This is a genomic window from Clostridium sp. (assembly GCF_030532265.1).
In the GTDB taxonomy this organism is placed as follows: domain Bacteria; phylum Bacillota; class Clostridia; order Clostridiales; family Clostridiaceae; genus Clostridium.
The window spans coordinates 31,211-46,780 of record NZ_JAUNLM010000005.1 but is presented as its reverse complement, the minus strand read 5'-3'; the positions used below and the strand labels follow the sequence as shown (position 1 = coordinate 46,780).

17 protein-coding genes are annotated in these 15,570 nt (G+C 26.5%); 15 read left to right on the top strand and 2 right to left on the bottom strand.

The annotated features are described in order from the left end of the window. The first annotated feature begins 15 nt into the window (after positions 1-15). From Q4E08_RS02555 to pfkA, 3 genes are all read left to right on the top strand, one after another. Positions 16-1,173 carry an iron-containing alcohol dehydrogenase gene (locus Q4E08_RS02555; RefSeq protein WP_303127946.1) on the top strand — a complete coding sequence of 386 codons (1,158 nt, stop codon included), beginning with the start codon at positions 16-18 and terminating at the stop codon, positions 1,171-1,173. A 319-nt stretch (positions 1,174-1,492) separates the two neighbouring features. Then, on the top strand, positions 1,493-2,647 hold the full coding sequence (locus Q4E08_RS02550; protein ID WP_303127943.1) for an iron-containing alcohol dehydrogenase: 1,155 nt from the start codon (positions 1,493-1,495) through the stop codon (positions 2,645-2,647). A gap of 180 nt (positions 2,648-2,827) precedes the next feature. Further along, entirely contained in the window at positions 2,828-3,778 is a 951-nt protein-coding gene (pfkA, locus tag Q4E08_RS02545) for a 6-phosphofructokinase (RefSeq protein ID WP_303127940.1), read from the top strand. Positions 3,779-3,834: 56 nt separating this feature from the next. Here pfkA and Q4E08_RS02540 read toward each other — a convergent pair whose 3' ends face one another. Beyond that, positions 3,835-4,122, bottom strand: coding sequence for a phage holin family protein (locus Q4E08_RS02540; protein ID WP_303127938.1), 288 nt, complete (start codon positions 4,120-4,122; stop codon positions 3,835-3,837). A 368-nt stretch (positions 4,123-4,490) separates the two neighbouring features. On the opposite strand from Q4E08_RS02540, the gene Q4E08_RS02535 reads away from it, so the two are divergent. From Q4E08_RS02535 to queF, 5 genes are read left to right on the top strand one after another with little or no spacing between them, the layout of a single operon-like run. Then, on the top strand, positions 4,491-4,952 hold the full coding sequence (locus Q4E08_RS02535; protein ID WP_303127936.1) for a 6-carboxytetrahydropterin synthase: 462 nt from the start codon (positions 4,491-4,493) through the stop codon (positions 4,950-4,952). Beyond that, the gene (locus Q4E08_RS02530; protein ID WP_303127933.1) at positions 4,952-5,608 is read left to right on the top strand and encodes a radical SAM protein; all 657 of its coding nucleotides are present in this window, start codon (positions 4,952-4,954) and stop codon (positions 5,606-5,608) included. Before Q4E08_RS02535 ends, Q4E08_RS02530 begins: the two co-directional genes overlap by 1 nt. A gap of 4 nt (positions 5,609-5,612) precedes the next feature. Beyond that, positions 5,613-6,221, top strand: coding sequence for a GTP cyclohydrolase I FolE (gene folE / locus Q4E08_RS02525; protein WP_303127929.1), 609 nt, complete (start codon positions 5,613-5,615; stop codon positions 6,219-6,221). A 2-nt stretch (positions 6,222-6,223) separates the two neighbouring features. Then, entirely contained in the window at positions 6,224-6,880 is a 657-nt protein-coding gene (gene queC / locus Q4E08_RS02520) for a 7-cyano-7-deazaguanine synthase QueC (protein WP_303127927.1), read from the top strand. A gap of 16 nt (positions 6,881-6,896) precedes the next feature. Next, a complete protein-coding gene (gene queF / locus Q4E08_RS02515; RefSeq protein ID WP_303127925.1) occupies positions 6,897-7,391 on the top strand; it encodes a preQ(1) synthase in 495 nt (164 codons plus the stop codon). Positions 7,392-7,500: 109 nt separating this feature from the next. Here the strand turns inward: queF and Q4E08_RS02510 are convergent, their stop codons facing one another. Continuing rightward, positions 7,501-8,265 carry a DeoR/GlpR family DNA-binding transcription regulator gene (locus tag Q4E08_RS02510; protein ID WP_303127923.1) on the bottom strand — a complete coding sequence of 255 codons (765 nt, stop codon included), beginning with the start codon at positions 8,263-8,265 and terminating at the stop codon, positions 7,501-7,503. Between the two features lie 150 nt (positions 8,266-8,415). On the opposite strand from Q4E08_RS02510, the gene Q4E08_RS02505 reads away from it, so the two are divergent. From Q4E08_RS02505 to Q4E08_RS02475, 7 genes are all read left to right on the top strand, one after another. Continuing rightward, on the top strand, positions 8,416-9,318 hold the full coding sequence (locus Q4E08_RS02505) for a glycyl-radical enzyme activating protein (protein WP_303127920.1): 903 nt from the start codon (positions 8,416-8,418) through the stop codon (positions 9,316-9,318). Between the two features lie 15 nt (positions 9,319-9,333). Next, positions 9,334-11,739 (top strand): glycyl radical protein, encoded by a 2,406-nt coding sequence (locus tag Q4E08_RS02500; protein ID WP_303127916.1) that lies wholly within the window; start codon positions 9,334-9,336, stop codon positions 11,737-11,739. A gap of 62 nt (positions 11,740-11,801) precedes the next feature. Further along, positions 11,802-12,482 carry a fructose-6-phosphate aldolase gene (locus tag Q4E08_RS02495; RefSeq protein WP_303127914.1) on the top strand — a complete coding sequence of 227 codons (681 nt, stop codon included), beginning with the start codon at positions 11,802-11,804 and terminating at the stop codon, positions 12,480-12,482. Positions 12,483-12,620: 138 nt separating this feature from the next. Next, the gene (gene yqeC / locus Q4E08_RS02490) at positions 12,621-13,337 is read left to right on the top strand and encodes a selenium cofactor biosynthesis protein YqeC (RefSeq protein ID WP_303127912.1); all 717 of its coding nucleotides are present in this window, start codon (positions 12,621-12,623) and stop codon (positions 13,335-13,337) included. A gap of 22 nt (positions 13,338-13,359) precedes the next feature. Continuing rightward, positions 13,360-13,947, top strand: coding sequence for an NTP transferase domain-containing protein (locus tag Q4E08_RS02485; RefSeq protein ID WP_303127909.1), 588 nt, complete (start codon positions 13,360-13,362; stop codon positions 13,945-13,947). Next, the gene (yqeB, locus tag Q4E08_RS02480; RefSeq protein ID WP_303127906.1) at positions 13,944-14,750 is read left to right on the top strand and encodes a selenium-dependent molybdenum cofactor biosynthesis protein YqeB; all 807 of its coding nucleotides are present in this window, start codon (positions 13,944-13,946) and stop codon (positions 14,748-14,750) included. Before Q4E08_RS02485 ends, yqeB begins: the two co-directional genes overlap by 4 nt. Positions 14,751-14,753: 3 nt before the next feature. Continuing rightward, positions 14,754-15,563, top strand: a complete 810-nt coding sequence (locus Q4E08_RS02475) for an XdhC family protein (protein WP_303127903.1) — start codon at positions 14,754-14,756, stop codon at positions 15,561-15,563. The last annotated feature ends 7 nt before the right edge of the window (positions 15,564-15,570 follow it).

The following is a 15,570-nucleotide window of genomic DNA, read 5'->3' as shown; positions in this document are numbered from 1 at the left end:
AAAGGAGGAAAAGTTATGAATAACTTTGATTTTTATAATCCAACTCATATAGTATTTGGAAAAGATAGAATAAAGGATATAAATAATCTTGTACCAACAGATTCAAGAGTATTAATTCTTTATGGTGGTGGAAGCGTTAAAAAATTTGGAACATTAGATAAAGTAAAAGAAGCTTTAGGAGATAGAATTGTATTTGAATTTTCAGGAATTGAACCAAATCCAAAATATGAAACATTAATAAAGGCAGTAGATTTAATTAAGAAAGAAAAGATAGATTTTTTACTTGCAGTAGGTGGAGGCTCTGTTATAGATGGAACTAAGTTTATATCATTAGCATCACATTATGATGGAAATTTAACTGATTTATTAATACCAAACTTTACTTTAGAAAATATAAAAGTAGCACTTCCAATAGGAGTTGTATTAACATTACCTGCAACAGGTTCAGAGATGAATAGTGGTGCTGTTATAACATATGATAAGGGAAAATATAGTGTTTATAGTCCTTTAGTATTTCCAAAGTTCTCAGTATTAGAACCAGAAATAACATTTACTTTACCAAAAACTCAAGTTGCAAATGGTGTTGTTGACACATATGTTCATGTTCTTGAACAATATTTAACATATCCAGTTGATGCAAAATTTCAAGATAGAATGGCTGAGGGGATACTTTTAAGCTTAATTGAAATAGGAAGAAAAACTATTGATGAACCAGAAAATTATGACTTAAGGGCAAATCTTATGCTATGCGCAACTATGGCATTAAATGGATTGCTTAAGATGGGAGTTCCAGGAGATTGGAGTACTCATAAGATTGGTCATGCACTTACTGCTTTATTTGAAATTGACCATGCAAAAACTTTAGCAGTAGTTTTACCAGCATTATGGACTGTAAGAAAAGATAAAAAGAAAGCAAAATTAGTACAATATGCAGAAAGAATATTTAATATTACAGAAGGTAATGATGATTATAAAGCTGATATGGCTATACAAAAAACAAGAGAGTTTTTTGAAAGTCTTGATATAACTACTAAACTTTCAAATTATAATATAAATAAGGAACAAATTGAATTAGTAGTTGATTCATTAAAGAAACAAGGACTAACTAATTTATCAGAAACAGGAGATTTAACACCTAATATAGTAAGAGAAATATTAATAGAAGCGTTATAAAAAATAAAGACCAATTAATGATAAATTAATTGGTTTTTTATTTAAGGTTTAATGAGATATCTTTAATATAATAATTCTGTTTTATTTATGTTAACTATAAGTTTTTCTTAATATTATAAATATTTCATTAGTTTATAGTAAACTTTAATTAATAGAATTATTTATATGTTTTATTTACTTATCAATAATAATTAAATTTAAATGTATTTAAGGTATTATTAATTACTGGTTTAAAGAATTTGTATGCTAATATATAAAATGCAAAAATATAAATTTTATTTTAGAAACTTAAATTTTATGTATGAAAGGAATGAGGAGTATGAATAATTTTGATTTTTACAATCCAACTCATATAGTATTTGGAAAGGATAGAATAAAGGAGCTAAGTAGTCTTGTACCAAATGATTCAAGAGTATTAATTCTTTATGGTGGTGGAAGTGTTAAAAGGTTTGGAACTTTAGAAAGGGTAAAAGAAGCTTTAGGAGATAGAAGTGTATTTGAGTTTTCAGGAATTGAACCAAATCCAAAATATGAAACATTAATAAAGGCAGTAGATTTAATTAAGAAAGAAAAAATAGATTTTTTACTTGCTGTAGGTGGAGGTTCTGTTATTGATGGAACTAAGTTTATATCATTAGCTTGCAATTATGATGGAGATTTAACTGATGTTTTATTAAGGGAAGTATCAGGAAAAATCAAAAAAGCTTTACCTATAGGAGTTGTACTAACTTTACCAGCAACAGGCTCAGAAATGAATAGTGGTGGAGTTATAACATATGATAAAGGAAAATTTGTAATTGGAAATCCTTTAGTTTTCCCTAAGTTTTCAATATTAGAGCCTGAAATAACATTTACTTTACCAAAAACTCAAGTTGCAAATGGGGTAGTTGATACATTTATTCATGTTGTTGAACAATATGTAACATATCCAGTTGATGCAAGATTTCAAGATAGAACAGCAGAAGGAATACTTAAAACTTTAATTGAAATCGGTAAAGATACAATTGAAAATCCAAATGATTATGATTTAAGAGCAAATCTTGTTTTATGTGCAACAATGGGACTAAATGGTTTAATAGCTATGGGGGTTCCAGAAGATTGGAGCACTCATATGATAGGACATGAACTTACAGCTTTATATGGAATAGATCATGGGAAAACTTTAGCAATAGTTCAACCAGCATCATGGAGTGTAAGAAAGAAGGAAAAGAAGGAAAAGTTATTGCAGTATGCAGATCGTGTATTTAACATAAAAGATGGGGATGAAGATAGTAGAATTGAAATGGCTATAAGTAAGACAAGAGAATTTTTTGAAAGTTTAGGAGTTAAAACAAAGCTTTCAGATTATGGTTTAGATGAAAAAAATATTGATGAAGTAATAAATTCATTACAAAAACATGGACTTACAAACTTAGGGGAAAATGGAGATGTAACATTAGAAGTATCAAGAGAAATATTAAATAAAGCTTTATAAATTTTTATTGTAAGGTTAATTTAATTAAATTGAAGAAATATCATATTAAGGTTTTAAAAATGAAAAATTTTTATAAATTTACCGGTTAACTATTTATAATTTTGCAAAAAAGTATTATTATAATAATATAAGTGTATACAATTACATTAGCAAAATTATGGATATACAGAGGAGAAATTTATGAAGATTGGAATTTTAACAAGTGGTGGAGATGCTCCAGGAATGAATGCAGTTATTCGTGCTATAGTAAAGGTTTCTAATAACTATGGTATTGAGACTTTTGGAATAAAGAGAGGTTATACAGGTCTTTTAAATGAAGAAATTAAAAAGATTGGTGAATTTGATGTAGATTATATTTCAGAAGCAGGAGGAACTATACTAAAAACATCTAGATGTCCAGAATTTACGACAGTAGAAGGAAGAATGAAAGCAATAGAAAATTTAAAAAAATATAATATAGATGCTGTAATTGTAATTGGTGGAGATGGTTCTTTTCAAGGAGCAAATAAATTACATGAATTAGGTGTAAAGGTTATTGGAATTCCTGGAACTATCGATAATGATTTAGAGTATACAGATTATTGTATTGGCTTTGATACAACTTTAAATACAGTATTAGAATGTATAAGTAAGATAAAAGATACAGATGCATCACATGAAAAGCCAACAATAGTTGAGGTTATGGGGAGATACTGTGGAGATTTAGCTCTATATTCAGCAATGGCTGGTGGTGGCGATATAATATCAACACCAGAGAGAAAATTAAGTTTTGAAGAAATTGCACAAAAGCTTAAAAAGAATATAGAAAAAGGAAAGCAAGACAGTATTATAATAATAACTGAAAGAATGTATAATATAGAAGATCTTCAAAGATATTTAGAAGAAACATTAAATATTGGAGTAAGAAACACGGTTTTAGGATTTATACAAAGAGGTGGAAATCCATCTGCTTTTGATAGAGTTTTAGCATCAAGAATGGGTATTCATGCTGTAGAGCTTCTTAGAAAAAATGAATCTGGAAAAGCAGTAGGAATTCAAGACAATAATATGATAAGTGTTGATATATGTGATGTAAATAAGAAAAGAGACATAAAGGAAAGCAAGTACAATCTTATGGAATTGCTTTTATAAGATAAATATAGATTTAGTTTACGCATAAAATAAAAAGGACATTTTTAATGTCCTTTTTATTTTTTATTATTTTCACTATTGGTATAATTAGATTCATTTATAAGGTTTTTAAACATTTGATGGACTCCTGTACTTGCAAGTCCAGAAAACATACCAGCAAGAATTATATCTAAAGTAATTGATTTGTTTATAAAGATATTTAATGATAAACCAAGTATTAGCATAATTAATGGTATATATTTATTAGAAATAAAATGTAAGCTACTTTTAATTACATAGCCAATGCATAAACAAATTCCAACTATAGTAGGAATGCAATAATTTTGCAAAAAACCTAAATCCATATTTAAGCCTCCATATTTTAGAATTAATATATATTATTTAAAATATTTTAAATTTGATATAAAACAATTTGGGTTGATTATAATAAATTTTTGAATTAAAATTATATTATGGCAAAAATAACTTAATAAGACAGTTCGAAACCATCCTGTCTATAAACAAAACTAGGATTATAATATATTATATATATTTTTTATTTGTTTATTAGGGCAGTTTATGCCCTTTTTTTTATGCAAAAAATATTAAATTAATTATATGACTATAATTATTGAAATGTTTTAGTTTATAAAATGAATTTTATAATGTATTAATAAAATACAGATTTAGAAATGTCTTATTTAGTTAAATAATTAAATAAGGAGAAAATTTTATGAGTTATTTTTTAGAAGGAGAAGAAAGTTTTGATTCAAGTCATTTTTTAAAAGGACATTCTGGTAAATGTAAAAATTTACATGGGCATCGTTGGAGGGTAAAGTATGGACTAAAAGCAGAAAATCTAATAGAGAGTGGTAGCTCTAAAGGAATGATAATAGATTTTTCTGATATTAAAAATATAATAAAAGAGTATTTTAAAAATTATGATCATGCTTTAATTTTTACTGATGAAAATGTAACAAATGAAGAAAGAATTTTTATAGATGCATGTAGAAGGATGAATTTTAAAATAGTTAATATTTCTGTTAGATCAACAGCAGAAAATATGTGTAAATTATTTTTTTGTGAACTTGAAAATGAGCTTTCAAAAGTAATTAAAAATAAAAATTTTAAAATTGATTATATAACTGTATATGAAACACCAAATAATAAAGCAACATATAGGGAGTGTAATTAATGAAAGTAGTTGAAATTTTTCAAAGTATAGATGGAGAAGCAAATAGAGCTGGTTTTATCACTAATTTTATAAGACTTTCTGAATGTAATTTAAGATGTTCATATTGTGATACTTGTTATGCACAAAATGAATCAGATGGTGTAGAAATGAATGTAAATGAGATTTTAAATAAGCTTGATTTTAATATAAAAAATGTAACATTAACAGGTGGAGAGCCACTTTTACATAAAGAAAATGTTAGTTGCTTATTAAAAAAATTAATAGAAAATGGATTTAATGTAAGTGTAGAAACTAATGGTTCTATAAATATTAAGGAGTATATAGAAGAATTTCCAACTGTATCTTATATAGTTGATTACAAAAGCCCTTCAAGTAATATGGAAAATAAAATGATATTAGAAAATTTTGAGGTTGTAAGAAATATAGATTGTGTAAAATTTGTTGTTTCTAATTTAGAAGATTTAAAAACTATGGAAAAAGTATATAAGGAAAAAAATTTAGAAGATAGAAATATTAATGTATTTGTTAGTGCAGTATTTAATGAAATTAATCTTGAAGATATAGTGAATTATTTGAAATTAAGAAAATTAAATGGAATAAGACTTCAATTACAAATGCATAAAATAATATGGAATCCTATGAAAAAGGGAGTTTAAGAAAATGAATATTTGGAATTCAAAGGAAAAGGAAGAAAGAGCAATAGAGTTAGTTAGAGAACTTTTAGAATTAATTGGAGAAAATCCAAATAGAGAGGGATTAATTGAAACTCCAAAAAGATATGTAAATATGTTAAAGGAAGTTTTAGAAGGTAATAATTATTCCAATAAAGAAATAGCAGAAATGTTTAATAAATGTTTTAATGAAAGTTTTGAAATATCAGATAGTGACGAAATGGTTATAGTTAAAGATATACCTATATTTAGTTATTGTGAACATCATTTAGCTTTAATGTATAACATGAAAGTTACAGTTGCATATATTCCTAATGGAAAAGTAATAGGACTTAGCAAAATAGCTAGAATTGCAGATATGGTAGGCAGAAGATTGCAACTTCAAGAAAAAATAGGTAAAGATATAGCAGAAATTATAGAAATTATAACTGAAAGTTCTGATATAGCAGTTATTATAGAAGGGGAACATTCCTGTATGACAACTAGAGGAATTAAAAAGAATGGATCATGTACTAAAACAAGTATTTATAAAGGAAAATTTAAAGAAAATATACTTTTAAGACAAGAGTTATTGTTAAATATGAAAGGTGGATTTTAGTAATGAATAAGGAAGAAGCAATAGTAGTTTTTAGTGGTGGACAAGATAGTACAACTTGTTTATTTTGGGCAAAGAAAAAATATAAAAATGTAATTGCAGTATCTTTTGACTATGGTCAAAGACATAACCTTGAACTTGAATGTGCAAAAAATATTTGTAAAAAGTATAATGTGGAACATTATATATTAGATTTAAATTTGTTAAATCAATTAGCTCCAAATTCATTAACTAGAGTAGATATAGAAGTTGATAAAGAGGTGAAGAAAGATACAGTTCCAAATAGCTTTGTAGATGGAAGAAACCTTTTGTTTCTAAGTTTTGTTGCAATATTTGCAAAGCAAAGAGGAATAAATAATATAATTACAGGTGTTTCACAAAGTGATTTTAGTGGTTATCCAGATTGTAGAGATGTGTTTATAAAATCATTAAATGTCACATTGAACTTATCAATGGACTATCAATTTGAAATAATAACGCCACTTATGTGGATAGATAAAGCAGAAACTTGGAAATTAGCGGATGATTTAGGTGTTTTAGATATAGTTAAAAATGAAACTTTAACTTGTTATAACGGAATAATAGGAAATGGATGTGGTCATTGTCCATCATGTACATTAAGGAAAAATGGTTATATAAAGTTTAAAAATAAATTTAAATAATGGGGGATTTTTTGTTATGCAAAATTTAAATAGAGAAAATGAAGGATTAACACTACTTGGAAATAAAAATACAAATTATGAATTTTCATATACACCAGAGGTTTTAGAAGTTTTTGAAAATAAACATAAAGATAATGATTACTTTGTAAAATTTAACTTTCCAGAGTTTACAAGTCTTTGTCCAATAACTGGACAACCTGACTTTGCAACAATATATATATCATATGTACCAAATATAAATATGGTAGAAAGTAAGTCTTTAAAATTATATTTATTTAGTTTTAGAAATCATGGAGATTTTCATGAAGATTGTATTAACATAATAATGAAAGATTTAATTAAAGTAATGGATCCTAAATATATAGAAGTTTGGGGAAAATTTACTCCAAGAGGCGGTATATCAATAGATCCTTATTGCAATTACGGTAAGAAAGGCACCAAATGGGAACAGGTTGCTTACAATAGATTAGTAAACCATGATCTTTATCCAGAAAAAATAGATAATAGATAATAGTGTATAAGGATATATTTAATTAAATATATCCTTATTAAATTTAAAAATAAAAATATATAGATAGTTTTAATAAAAAATAAACTTATATATTAAATAACTAAGTTATTTATATAATATTTATACTTAATTTATTTATAATTTTTAATATTTTACTATCAGGTGTATTTTCTGTAATTATATAATTTATATCAGATAGAGTTCCAAATTTATAAGTTCCATCAAAATTAAATTTTCTATTTTCTATTAGAAGATAAGTTTTATTTGATGCTTCAATTATTGCTTTCTTAGTGTTACCTTCTTCTAAATCAAAGTTATTTATACTTTTATCAAAAATGTTTATTCCACAACTTCCTATAAACGCTTTATTAAATCTATATTTAGAGATACCTTGTATAGCTTCAGAACCAACAACGCCTCCAAGTTTTTTGTTATACATACCGCCTATACAAATAACATCTATTTTAAGTTCAGGATTATTAAAAAGAGAAGTTATTTCAACCATATTAGTAACTAATGTTATTTTTTTTGAACTTTTAGATAATAATTCAGCAAGTAAGTAGTTTGTACTTGATATATCTAAAAATATAGTATCATTATCTTTTATATTTTCAAAAGCTTTATTGGCTATAATTTTTTTTGTATCTATATTATTTATAAGTCTATTAGAAATATTTGTGCTTTCAGCTAAATTTCTTGGAAGTATAGCACCACCATAAGTCCTTTCAACCAAACCTTCCTTTTCAAGTTTATTTAAATCTTTTCTTATCATACTTTCTGTAACATTAAATTTATTACTTAAATCTTTAACTAAGACTTTATTATTTTTTTTTACTAATTCTAATATTTCATTAAGTCTTTCTTCCATAAACATTTTAATTCACCTCATTATTATTATATATAAAATGAGAATAAATGAAAACAAATAAGAATTGAATATATTGACATTAATAATTAATAACTATAAAATATAGATAAATGATAATAAATAAAATTAAATGATAATAAATGGGAGGTGGTTTATATGAACAAAGCTGTTGTGTGTGAAATAGAAAAATACGCTACACATGATGGTCCTGGAATTAGAACAGTAGTTTTTTTAAAAGGGTGTCCATTAAAATGTATATGGTGTGCAAATCCGGAAACTCAAAGAAAAGAAAATGATATTTATTATAACGAAAATAAGTGTATAAAATGTAAAAGATGTATAAATTCATGCAATAATAATGCAATTATTTTTAAAAATAATAAAGTAGTAATAAACAGGAATAAGTGTATATTATGTGGCGAATGTATAAAAACATGTCCAATGTCTGCTTTAAATTTTGTAGGAAAAGAACGAGATGTAAAAGAAGTGTTTAATGAAGTTTATAAAGATAATATTTTTTATAAACAATCTGGTGGTGGAGTTACTATTTCGGGTGGGGAAGTTTTGATGAATAGTAAATTTGTATTAGAACTTCTAAATATGTGTAAGGAAAATTATATTAATACAGCTATAGAAACAAGTGGGTTTGGAGACTTTAATGATTTAAAGAATATAGCAAATCTTTGCGATACTGTTATGTTTGATATAAAAAGTACTGATGATAATATGCATAAGAAGTTTACTGGAGCAAGCAATAAAATTATATTAGATAATTTAAAAAAGTTAAGTAAAATTCATCATAATATAATTATTAGGATTCCTGTAATTACAGGTTTAAATGATAATGAAGAAAATATTTCAAAAACAGCAGATATAGCTATTGAAAACGATATAAAAGAAATTCATTTATTACCGTATCATTCATTAGGAAAAGACAAGTATAGACAACTTCAAAGAGATTATAAATTAAAAGAATTGAAGAACTTAAACGAAATTGACATAGAACATTTAAAAAATATTGTTCAAAATAAAGGCTTAAAATGTGTAATTGGTGGATAAGAGGAGGTTAAATTTATGAAAGTTTATGAGATTAGAAGTGAGAGAGTAAAGGCTTTAAGAGAATCAGTTTTATCACAAACACCTAGTGTTTGTATTGAAAGAGCTAGATATGTAACAGAGGCGTATAAGGAATATGAAAATGCTCCAGTTTATATAAAGAGAGCTAAGGCAGTTGAAAAAATATTAAAAAATATGACTATATACATTAAAGATGGAGAACTTATAGTTGGTAATCAGGCTTCGAATGAAAGAACTGCTCCAATTTTTCCTGAATATGCAGCAAAATGGATGAAAGATGAAATTAAAGAAAAAGGAAATTTTGATAAAAGGGAAGGAGATAACTTCCATCTTAATGAAGATGATATAGATGAATTATTAGAGATAGTAGATTATTGGAATGGAAAAACATTAAGAGATAAATGTTATGGAGAAATACCAAAAGAAATAGAAGATGCAATTTCAGTTAAAGTAATACATGGTGAAGGAAATATGACATCAGGAGATGGACATATAGTTCCAGATTTTGAAAAGGCACTTAATTTAGGATTAAAAGGTGTAATTGATGAAGCAAAGGAAAAGCTTAAAAATGTAGATATAAGTGAAAATGATGGATTAAGAAAAAAAGCATTTTTAGAGGGTGTAATTATAACTAATGAAGCAGTAATTAAATTTGCAAATAGATATGCAAATCTTGCTATGGAACTTGCTAAAAATGAAGATAATGAAAAAAGAAGACTTGAATTAATCAAAATCGCAGAAGTTTGTAGTATTGTTCCAGAAAATCCACCAAGAAGTTTTTATGAGGCTGTGCAATTAGTTTGGTTTATTCATTTAGTAATTCAAATTGAAAGTAATGGACATTCAGCATCACTTGGAAGACTAGATCAATATTTATATAAATATTATAAAAATGATATTGAAAAAGGCATTATAACTAGAGATGAAGCAAAGGAAATATTACAGTGTTTATGGATAAAACTTTATTCAATATTAAAAGTTAGACCAACTTCACACTCAGGATATGGCGCTGGATATCCAACATATCAAAATGTAACTATTGGAGGCTCTAACTTTGATGGAAGTGATTGTGTTAATGAATTAAGCTATCTTATTTTAGAGAGTGTTGGAGAAGCAAAGCTTACTCAACCAAATCTTTCAGCAAGATTACATTCAAATAGTCCAGAAAAATTTATAAGAGAATGTGCAAATGTAATAAGAACAGGTTTTGGGATGCCTGCACTGCATACAGATGAAATAATAGTACCTGCACTTTTAAATAAGGGTGTAAGTTATAAAGATGCTTATAATTACACAATGGTTGGTTGTGTTGAAGTAGCAGTTCCAGGTAAATGGGGATATAGATGTACAGGAATGACATTTTTAAATATGATAAAAGCTTTAGAACTTACATTAAATGATGGTTTTGATAAGAGAACAGGAAAAACTCTTTTAACTGGAAATGGTAATCTTACAAACTTTAATACTTATAATGAACTTTGGGAAGCTTGGAATAAAAATATTAAATATTATACAAAACTTACAGTAGCCCTTGATAAACTTGCTGATACTCATCTTGAAGAGTTTCCAGATATGTTATGTTCATCACTTGTAGATAATTGTATAGAAAGAGGCAAGAGTATAAAAGAAGGTGGCTCTGTATATGATTTTGTTTCAGGTCTTCAAGTTGGACTTGCAAATGTGGCAAATTCCTTAGCAGCATTAAAGAGTGTAGTATATGAAAATAAATATTTAAGTAAGGAAGAAGTTATGAGTGCTTTAAATAATAACTTTGAAGGAGAAAAAGGAAAAGTTATTCAAAAAATATTATTAGAAGCACCAAAGTATGGTAATGATATAGATTATGTAGATAATATAGCAAAAGAAGCTTATGATACTTATATTAATGAAATAGTAAAATATGATACAACAAGAAAAGGAAAAGGTCCAATTGGTTGCAAATATGGCTTATCAACTTCTGGAATTTCATCAAATGTACCTATGGGAACAGTAACAGGAGCAACTCCAGATGGTAGAAAAGCATGGACTCCAGCAGCAGAGGGAGCATCACCAGTTCAAGGAACAGATGTAAATGGACCAACATCTGTATTAAAATCAATAACTAAACTTAAAACTATATTAATGACAGGTGGACAATTATTAAATCAAAAGTTTTCACCGGAATTATTAAAGGGAGATGCTCAATTTGAAAAGTTTGTAGCTTTAATAAAATCTTTTGTAGCAATGAAGGGATGGCATATACAATTTAATATAATTTCAACTGAAACATTAAGAGCAGCACAAAAGGACCCAGAAAAATACAGAGATGTAATAGTTAGAGTTGCAGGGTATTGTGCACAGTTTGTTACATTAGATCCTACAACTCAAGAAGACATAATATCAAGAACAGAAGAAGCATTATAAATTTAATTAAATAAAAATATTTTAAAGTGCAAAATTTATATATTAAAAGGGGAGAAATAATTATGATATACATGTTAGATACTGCAAATATAGCTGATATAAAGAGAGCTTTTGATTTATATCCAATAACAGGAGTAACAACAAATCCAACAATAATATCAAAGGAGAATAAAAAATTTTTAAGACTTTTAAAAGATATAAGAGAAATAATTGATAAAGATACAATGTTACATGTACAAGTTTTAGGTAAGACTTCAGAAGAAATGGTAAGAGAAGCTAAATATTTAAATAAAACTATAGGGGGAAATCTTTATATTAAAATTCCTGTAACTAAAGAAGGAATTAAAGCAATTAAAGTTTTAAGTAAAGATGGGATAAATATAACAGCTACTGCAATATTTACAGCTCAGCAAGCATTAATGGCTGCAGTAAGTGGTGCTAAGTTTGTTGCTCCATATGTAAATAGAATTGATAATATAAGTGGAAATGGTGTACAAGTAGTAAAGGATATTATTGATGAATTAAAACTTTATAGCTTAGATTGCAAAGTTTTGGCAGCATCATTTAAAAATGTTCAACAAGTCCATGAATTAAGCAAATATGGGGTTGATTCAGTAACTGTAAATCCAGAAATAATGGATAAAATGTTAGAGCATCCATTAACTGATTGGAGTGTTGAACAATTTATTAAAGATTGGGAAAGTGTATATGGTGAAGGTAATTTAACAACTGATGTAAAATAGTAAATTTAAAAATTTTATGTTATTAAGAAATTAATCGTCTATAAATTAATAATAATTTATAGACGATTTTTTATATATAAAAATTTGAAAAAATTTAAATAAATTGTATAATTAAACCAAGGGACTTTGGAGGAATTTATGAAAAATTTATTTGACTTAATTGATTTAAAAAATGGTGATATAGTTTCTGTTGTTGGATCTGGTGGAAAGACGACATTTATGTACAAATTATCTAAAGAGTTATCTAATAAAAAAGTTATTATAACTACCTCTACTAAAATGTTTATCCCAAAAGAAGATGAAAAATTTAATATTATATTTTTAAATGAATCTAAAAATATTAATTTAGAAAAAGGTATAAATTTTTTAATTGGAGAAATTGTTTCTGAAAACAAATTTCATACAAATGTAGAATTAATAGATGAAAATGTATATGGATTTGATTATTTATTAATAGAGAGTGATGGTTCAAAGAGAAAGCCATTAAAAGGTTGGAATGAAACTGAACCAGTAATAAGTAAGAGAACAAATAAAACAGTAGGAATAATACCTATAGATATTATAGGGAAAGTTGCTAAAGAGGATATAATTCATAGAATAGAAAAGTTTTCAAAAATATCTCTTATATCAGAAGGAGAGGAAATAACTCCTGAGGCGATAGCAAATGTTATTTCAAGTAAAAATGGATTATTTAAAAATAGTGTTGGAGAAAAAATATTATTTTTAAATAAGATAGAGAATAAAAAACAATATGAAATGGCATGTAAGTTGCTAAAAATATTAGAGAGGAAAAATATAAATATAAATAAAATAATAGGTGGAAGTCTCTTAAATGAAAGTTATTTTTTATTTTAAGTTTTATATTGAGGTGTTTTAGTTGGTAGCAATAATTATGGCATCTGGGATGTCTAGAAGAATGAGTGAAAATAAGCTTCTTATAAATTTATATAATAAGCCTTTAATAAGATGGACTATTGAATTAGCAAAAAGTTGTGATTTTGAAGATGTAATAGTAGTTTATAAAGATAAAGAAGTTAAAGATATAGCAGAGAATTTACAAGTTAAAACTATATATAATGGAAGGTTTAAATATGGACAAAGTGAGAGTATAAAATTAGCTTTAAGTTCTTTGAAAAAGGAATATGATGGATATATTTTTTTTACTGGAGATCAGCCTTTTATTAAAAAGGAAACTATTAAAATACTTATGAAAACGTTTATAAAGAGGGGTGGAATAATACTTCCAAAAGTAAATGGCAAAAATAAAAGTCCAGTAATTTTTTCAAGGGAATTTAAGTTTGAATTAATGAATATTGAAGGTGATATAGGTGGAAGAAATGTAATAAAAAATAACATTAAAAAAGTTACACCTGTTTATTTTAATAAAAGTATAGAGTTTTTTGATATTGATACAAAAGAAGATTTAAAAATGGCAAAAGCTATATATGAGGGGGAAAAGTTATGAAAGATGAAATAATAGTAGTAAGAGGTGCTGGAGATATAGCAACTGGGACTATTCAAAAACTTAAGAGGGCAGGATTTTCAGTGGTTTCACTTGAAGTTCAAAAACCTTCATCAATAAGAAGAAATGTATGTCTAAGTGAGGCTATATATGATGGCGAATGTACAGTTGAGGATATAATTGCTAAAAAGGCTGAGTCAATAGAAGAAATGCATAATGTATTAAAAGAAAATAAGGTATGTGTTATGGTTGACTCAAGTGGTGATTTAATAGAAAAAATAAATCCAATTGCAGTTGTTGATGGAACTTTATGCAAAAAAAATATAGGAACTAATAAAAGTATGGCTCCAATAACAATAGCATTAGGACCAGGTTATGAAGCTGGAAAAGATGTTGATATAGTTGTTGAAACAAATAGAGGACATAATTTAGGAAGACTTATATTTAAAGGGCCAGCTGAAAAAAATACTGGAGTTCCTGGAATTATAAAAGGATATGGAAAAGAGAGGGTTGTTTATTCACCTTGTGAGGGATCATTACACATAATAAAAGATATTGGTGATGTAGTTGAAAAGGGTGAGCCAATATGTAAAGTTGGAAGTGAATATGTATATGCAACTATGAGTGGTTTGTTAAGAGGAATGATAAGAGAAGGGTTTTATGTAACTAAAGGATTTAAAATAGCTGATATAGATCCAAGAATAGAAGAAAAGAAAAATTGTGATTTAATTTCAGATAAAGCAAGATGCGTAGGTGGAGCAGCTTTAGAAGGAATACTTTATTTAAGAAGTATTATGGAGGTTTAAATTATGGAAGAGAGAATTTTGAGAAATATAACTATGGAATTAAATAATTGTAGAAAGGTTGCTCTTGCAATTATAACTGAAGCTGGAGGTTCAACACCAAGGAAAGCAGGGACGATGATGAGTGTTAATGAAGATGGAGTTATAGTAGGAACAATTGGTGGAGGAGCTGTTGAAGCAAGAGTAATAAAAGCGTGTAAAAATGCAATAAAAGAAGGAATAGGTACAAGCTTTGATTACAGATTAAATGAAAAAGGAAATCTTAAAATGACTTGTGGTGGAGATATTTCAGGGTACATAAAAGTGTTTATACCAAAACCAAAACTTATAATATTTGGGGCTGGGCACATATCACAAAATATTATAAAAATAACAGATAGCATGAACTTTAGAAGAATAATAATAGAAGATAGAGAAGAATATAAAAGCTACGAAACATTTAAAAATGTTGATGAGTTCATAGTTACAGATGATGAGAATTATATTGAAAATATTGATTTTAAAGATTCTTTTGTAGTTTTAGCAACTAGAGGACATGCTAGTGATCGTAAATGGCTTAAAGCTGTTATAGATAAGCCATATAAATATATAGGGGTAGTAGGTAGTAAAAAGAAGGTTTCAGGATTAAAAGAATATCTTGTAGAAAAGGGAATTGAAGAAAAAATAATAAATAATATTCATATGCCAATAGGGCTTGATATATCAGATGGAACGCCAGAAGAAATAGCATTTAGTATAATTGCAGAAATATTATTTGAAAAAAACAATGGTAACTTAATATGTATGAAGGATAAATCAAAAAAACAATTTAATTAACTAAAAT

Excerpts from the sequence above, each read along its gene's own strand:
- yqeC (WP_303127912.1), top strand. The coding sequence starts at position 12,621 with ATGAAAAATTTATTTGACTTAATTGATTTAAAAAATGGTGATATAGTT.
- pfkA (WP_303127940.1), top strand. The coding sequence starts at position 2,828 with ATGAAGATTGGAATTTTAACAAGTGGTGGAGATGCTCCAGGAATGAAT.
- Q4E08_RS02555 (WP_303127946.1), top strand. The coding sequence starts at position 16 with ATGAATAACTTTGATTTTTATAATCCAACTCATATAGTATTTGGAAAA.
- Q4E08_RS02505 (WP_303127920.1), top strand. The coding sequence starts at position 8,416 with ATGAACAAAGCTGTTGTGTGTGAAATAGAAAAATACGCTACACATGAT.
- Q4E08_RS02535 (WP_303127936.1), top strand. The coding sequence starts at position 4,491 with ATGAGTTATTTTTTAGAAGGAGAAGAAAGTTTTGATTCAAGTCATTTT.
- Q4E08_RS02540 (WP_303127938.1), bottom strand. The coding sequence starts at position 4,122 with ATGGATTTAGGTTTTTTGCAAAATTATTGCATTCCTACTATAGTTGGA.
- yqeB (WP_303127906.1), top strand. The coding sequence starts at position 13,944 with ATGAAAGATGAAATAATAGTAGTAAGAGGTGCTGGAGATATAGCAACT.
- Q4E08_RS02510 (WP_303127923.1), bottom strand. The coding sequence starts at position 8,265 with ATGTTTATGGAAGAAAGACTTAATGAAATATTAGAATTAGTAAAAAAA.
- Q4E08_RS02495 (WP_303127914.1), top strand. The coding sequence starts at position 11,802 with ATGATATACATGTTAGATACTGCAAATATAGCTGATATAAAGAGAGCT.
- Q4E08_RS02550 (WP_303127943.1), top strand. The coding sequence starts at position 1,493 with ATGAATAATTTTGATTTTTACAATCCAACTCATATAGTATTTGGAAAG.
- queF (WP_303127925.1), top strand. The coding sequence starts at position 6,897 with ATGCAAAATTTAAATAGAGAAAATGAAGGATTAACACTACTTGGAAAT.
- folE (WP_303127929.1), top strand. The coding sequence starts at position 5,613 with ATGAATATTTGGAATTCAAAGGAAAAGGAAGAAAGAGCAATAGAGTTA.
- Q4E08_RS02530 (WP_303127933.1), top strand. The coding sequence starts at position 4,952 with ATGAAAGTAGTTGAAATTTTTCAAAGTATAGATGGAGAAGCAAATAGA.
- Q4E08_RS02475 (WP_303127903.1), top strand. The coding sequence starts at position 14,754 with ATGGAAGAGAGAATTTTGAGAAATATAACTATGGAATTAAATAATTGT.
- Q4E08_RS02500 (WP_303127916.1), top strand. The coding sequence starts at position 9,334 with ATGAAAGTTTATGAGATTAGAAGTGAGAGAGTAAAGGCTTTAAGAGAA.
- queC (WP_303127927.1), top strand. The coding sequence starts at position 6,224 with ATGAATAAGGAAGAAGCAATAGTAGTTTTTAGTGGTGGACAAGATAGT.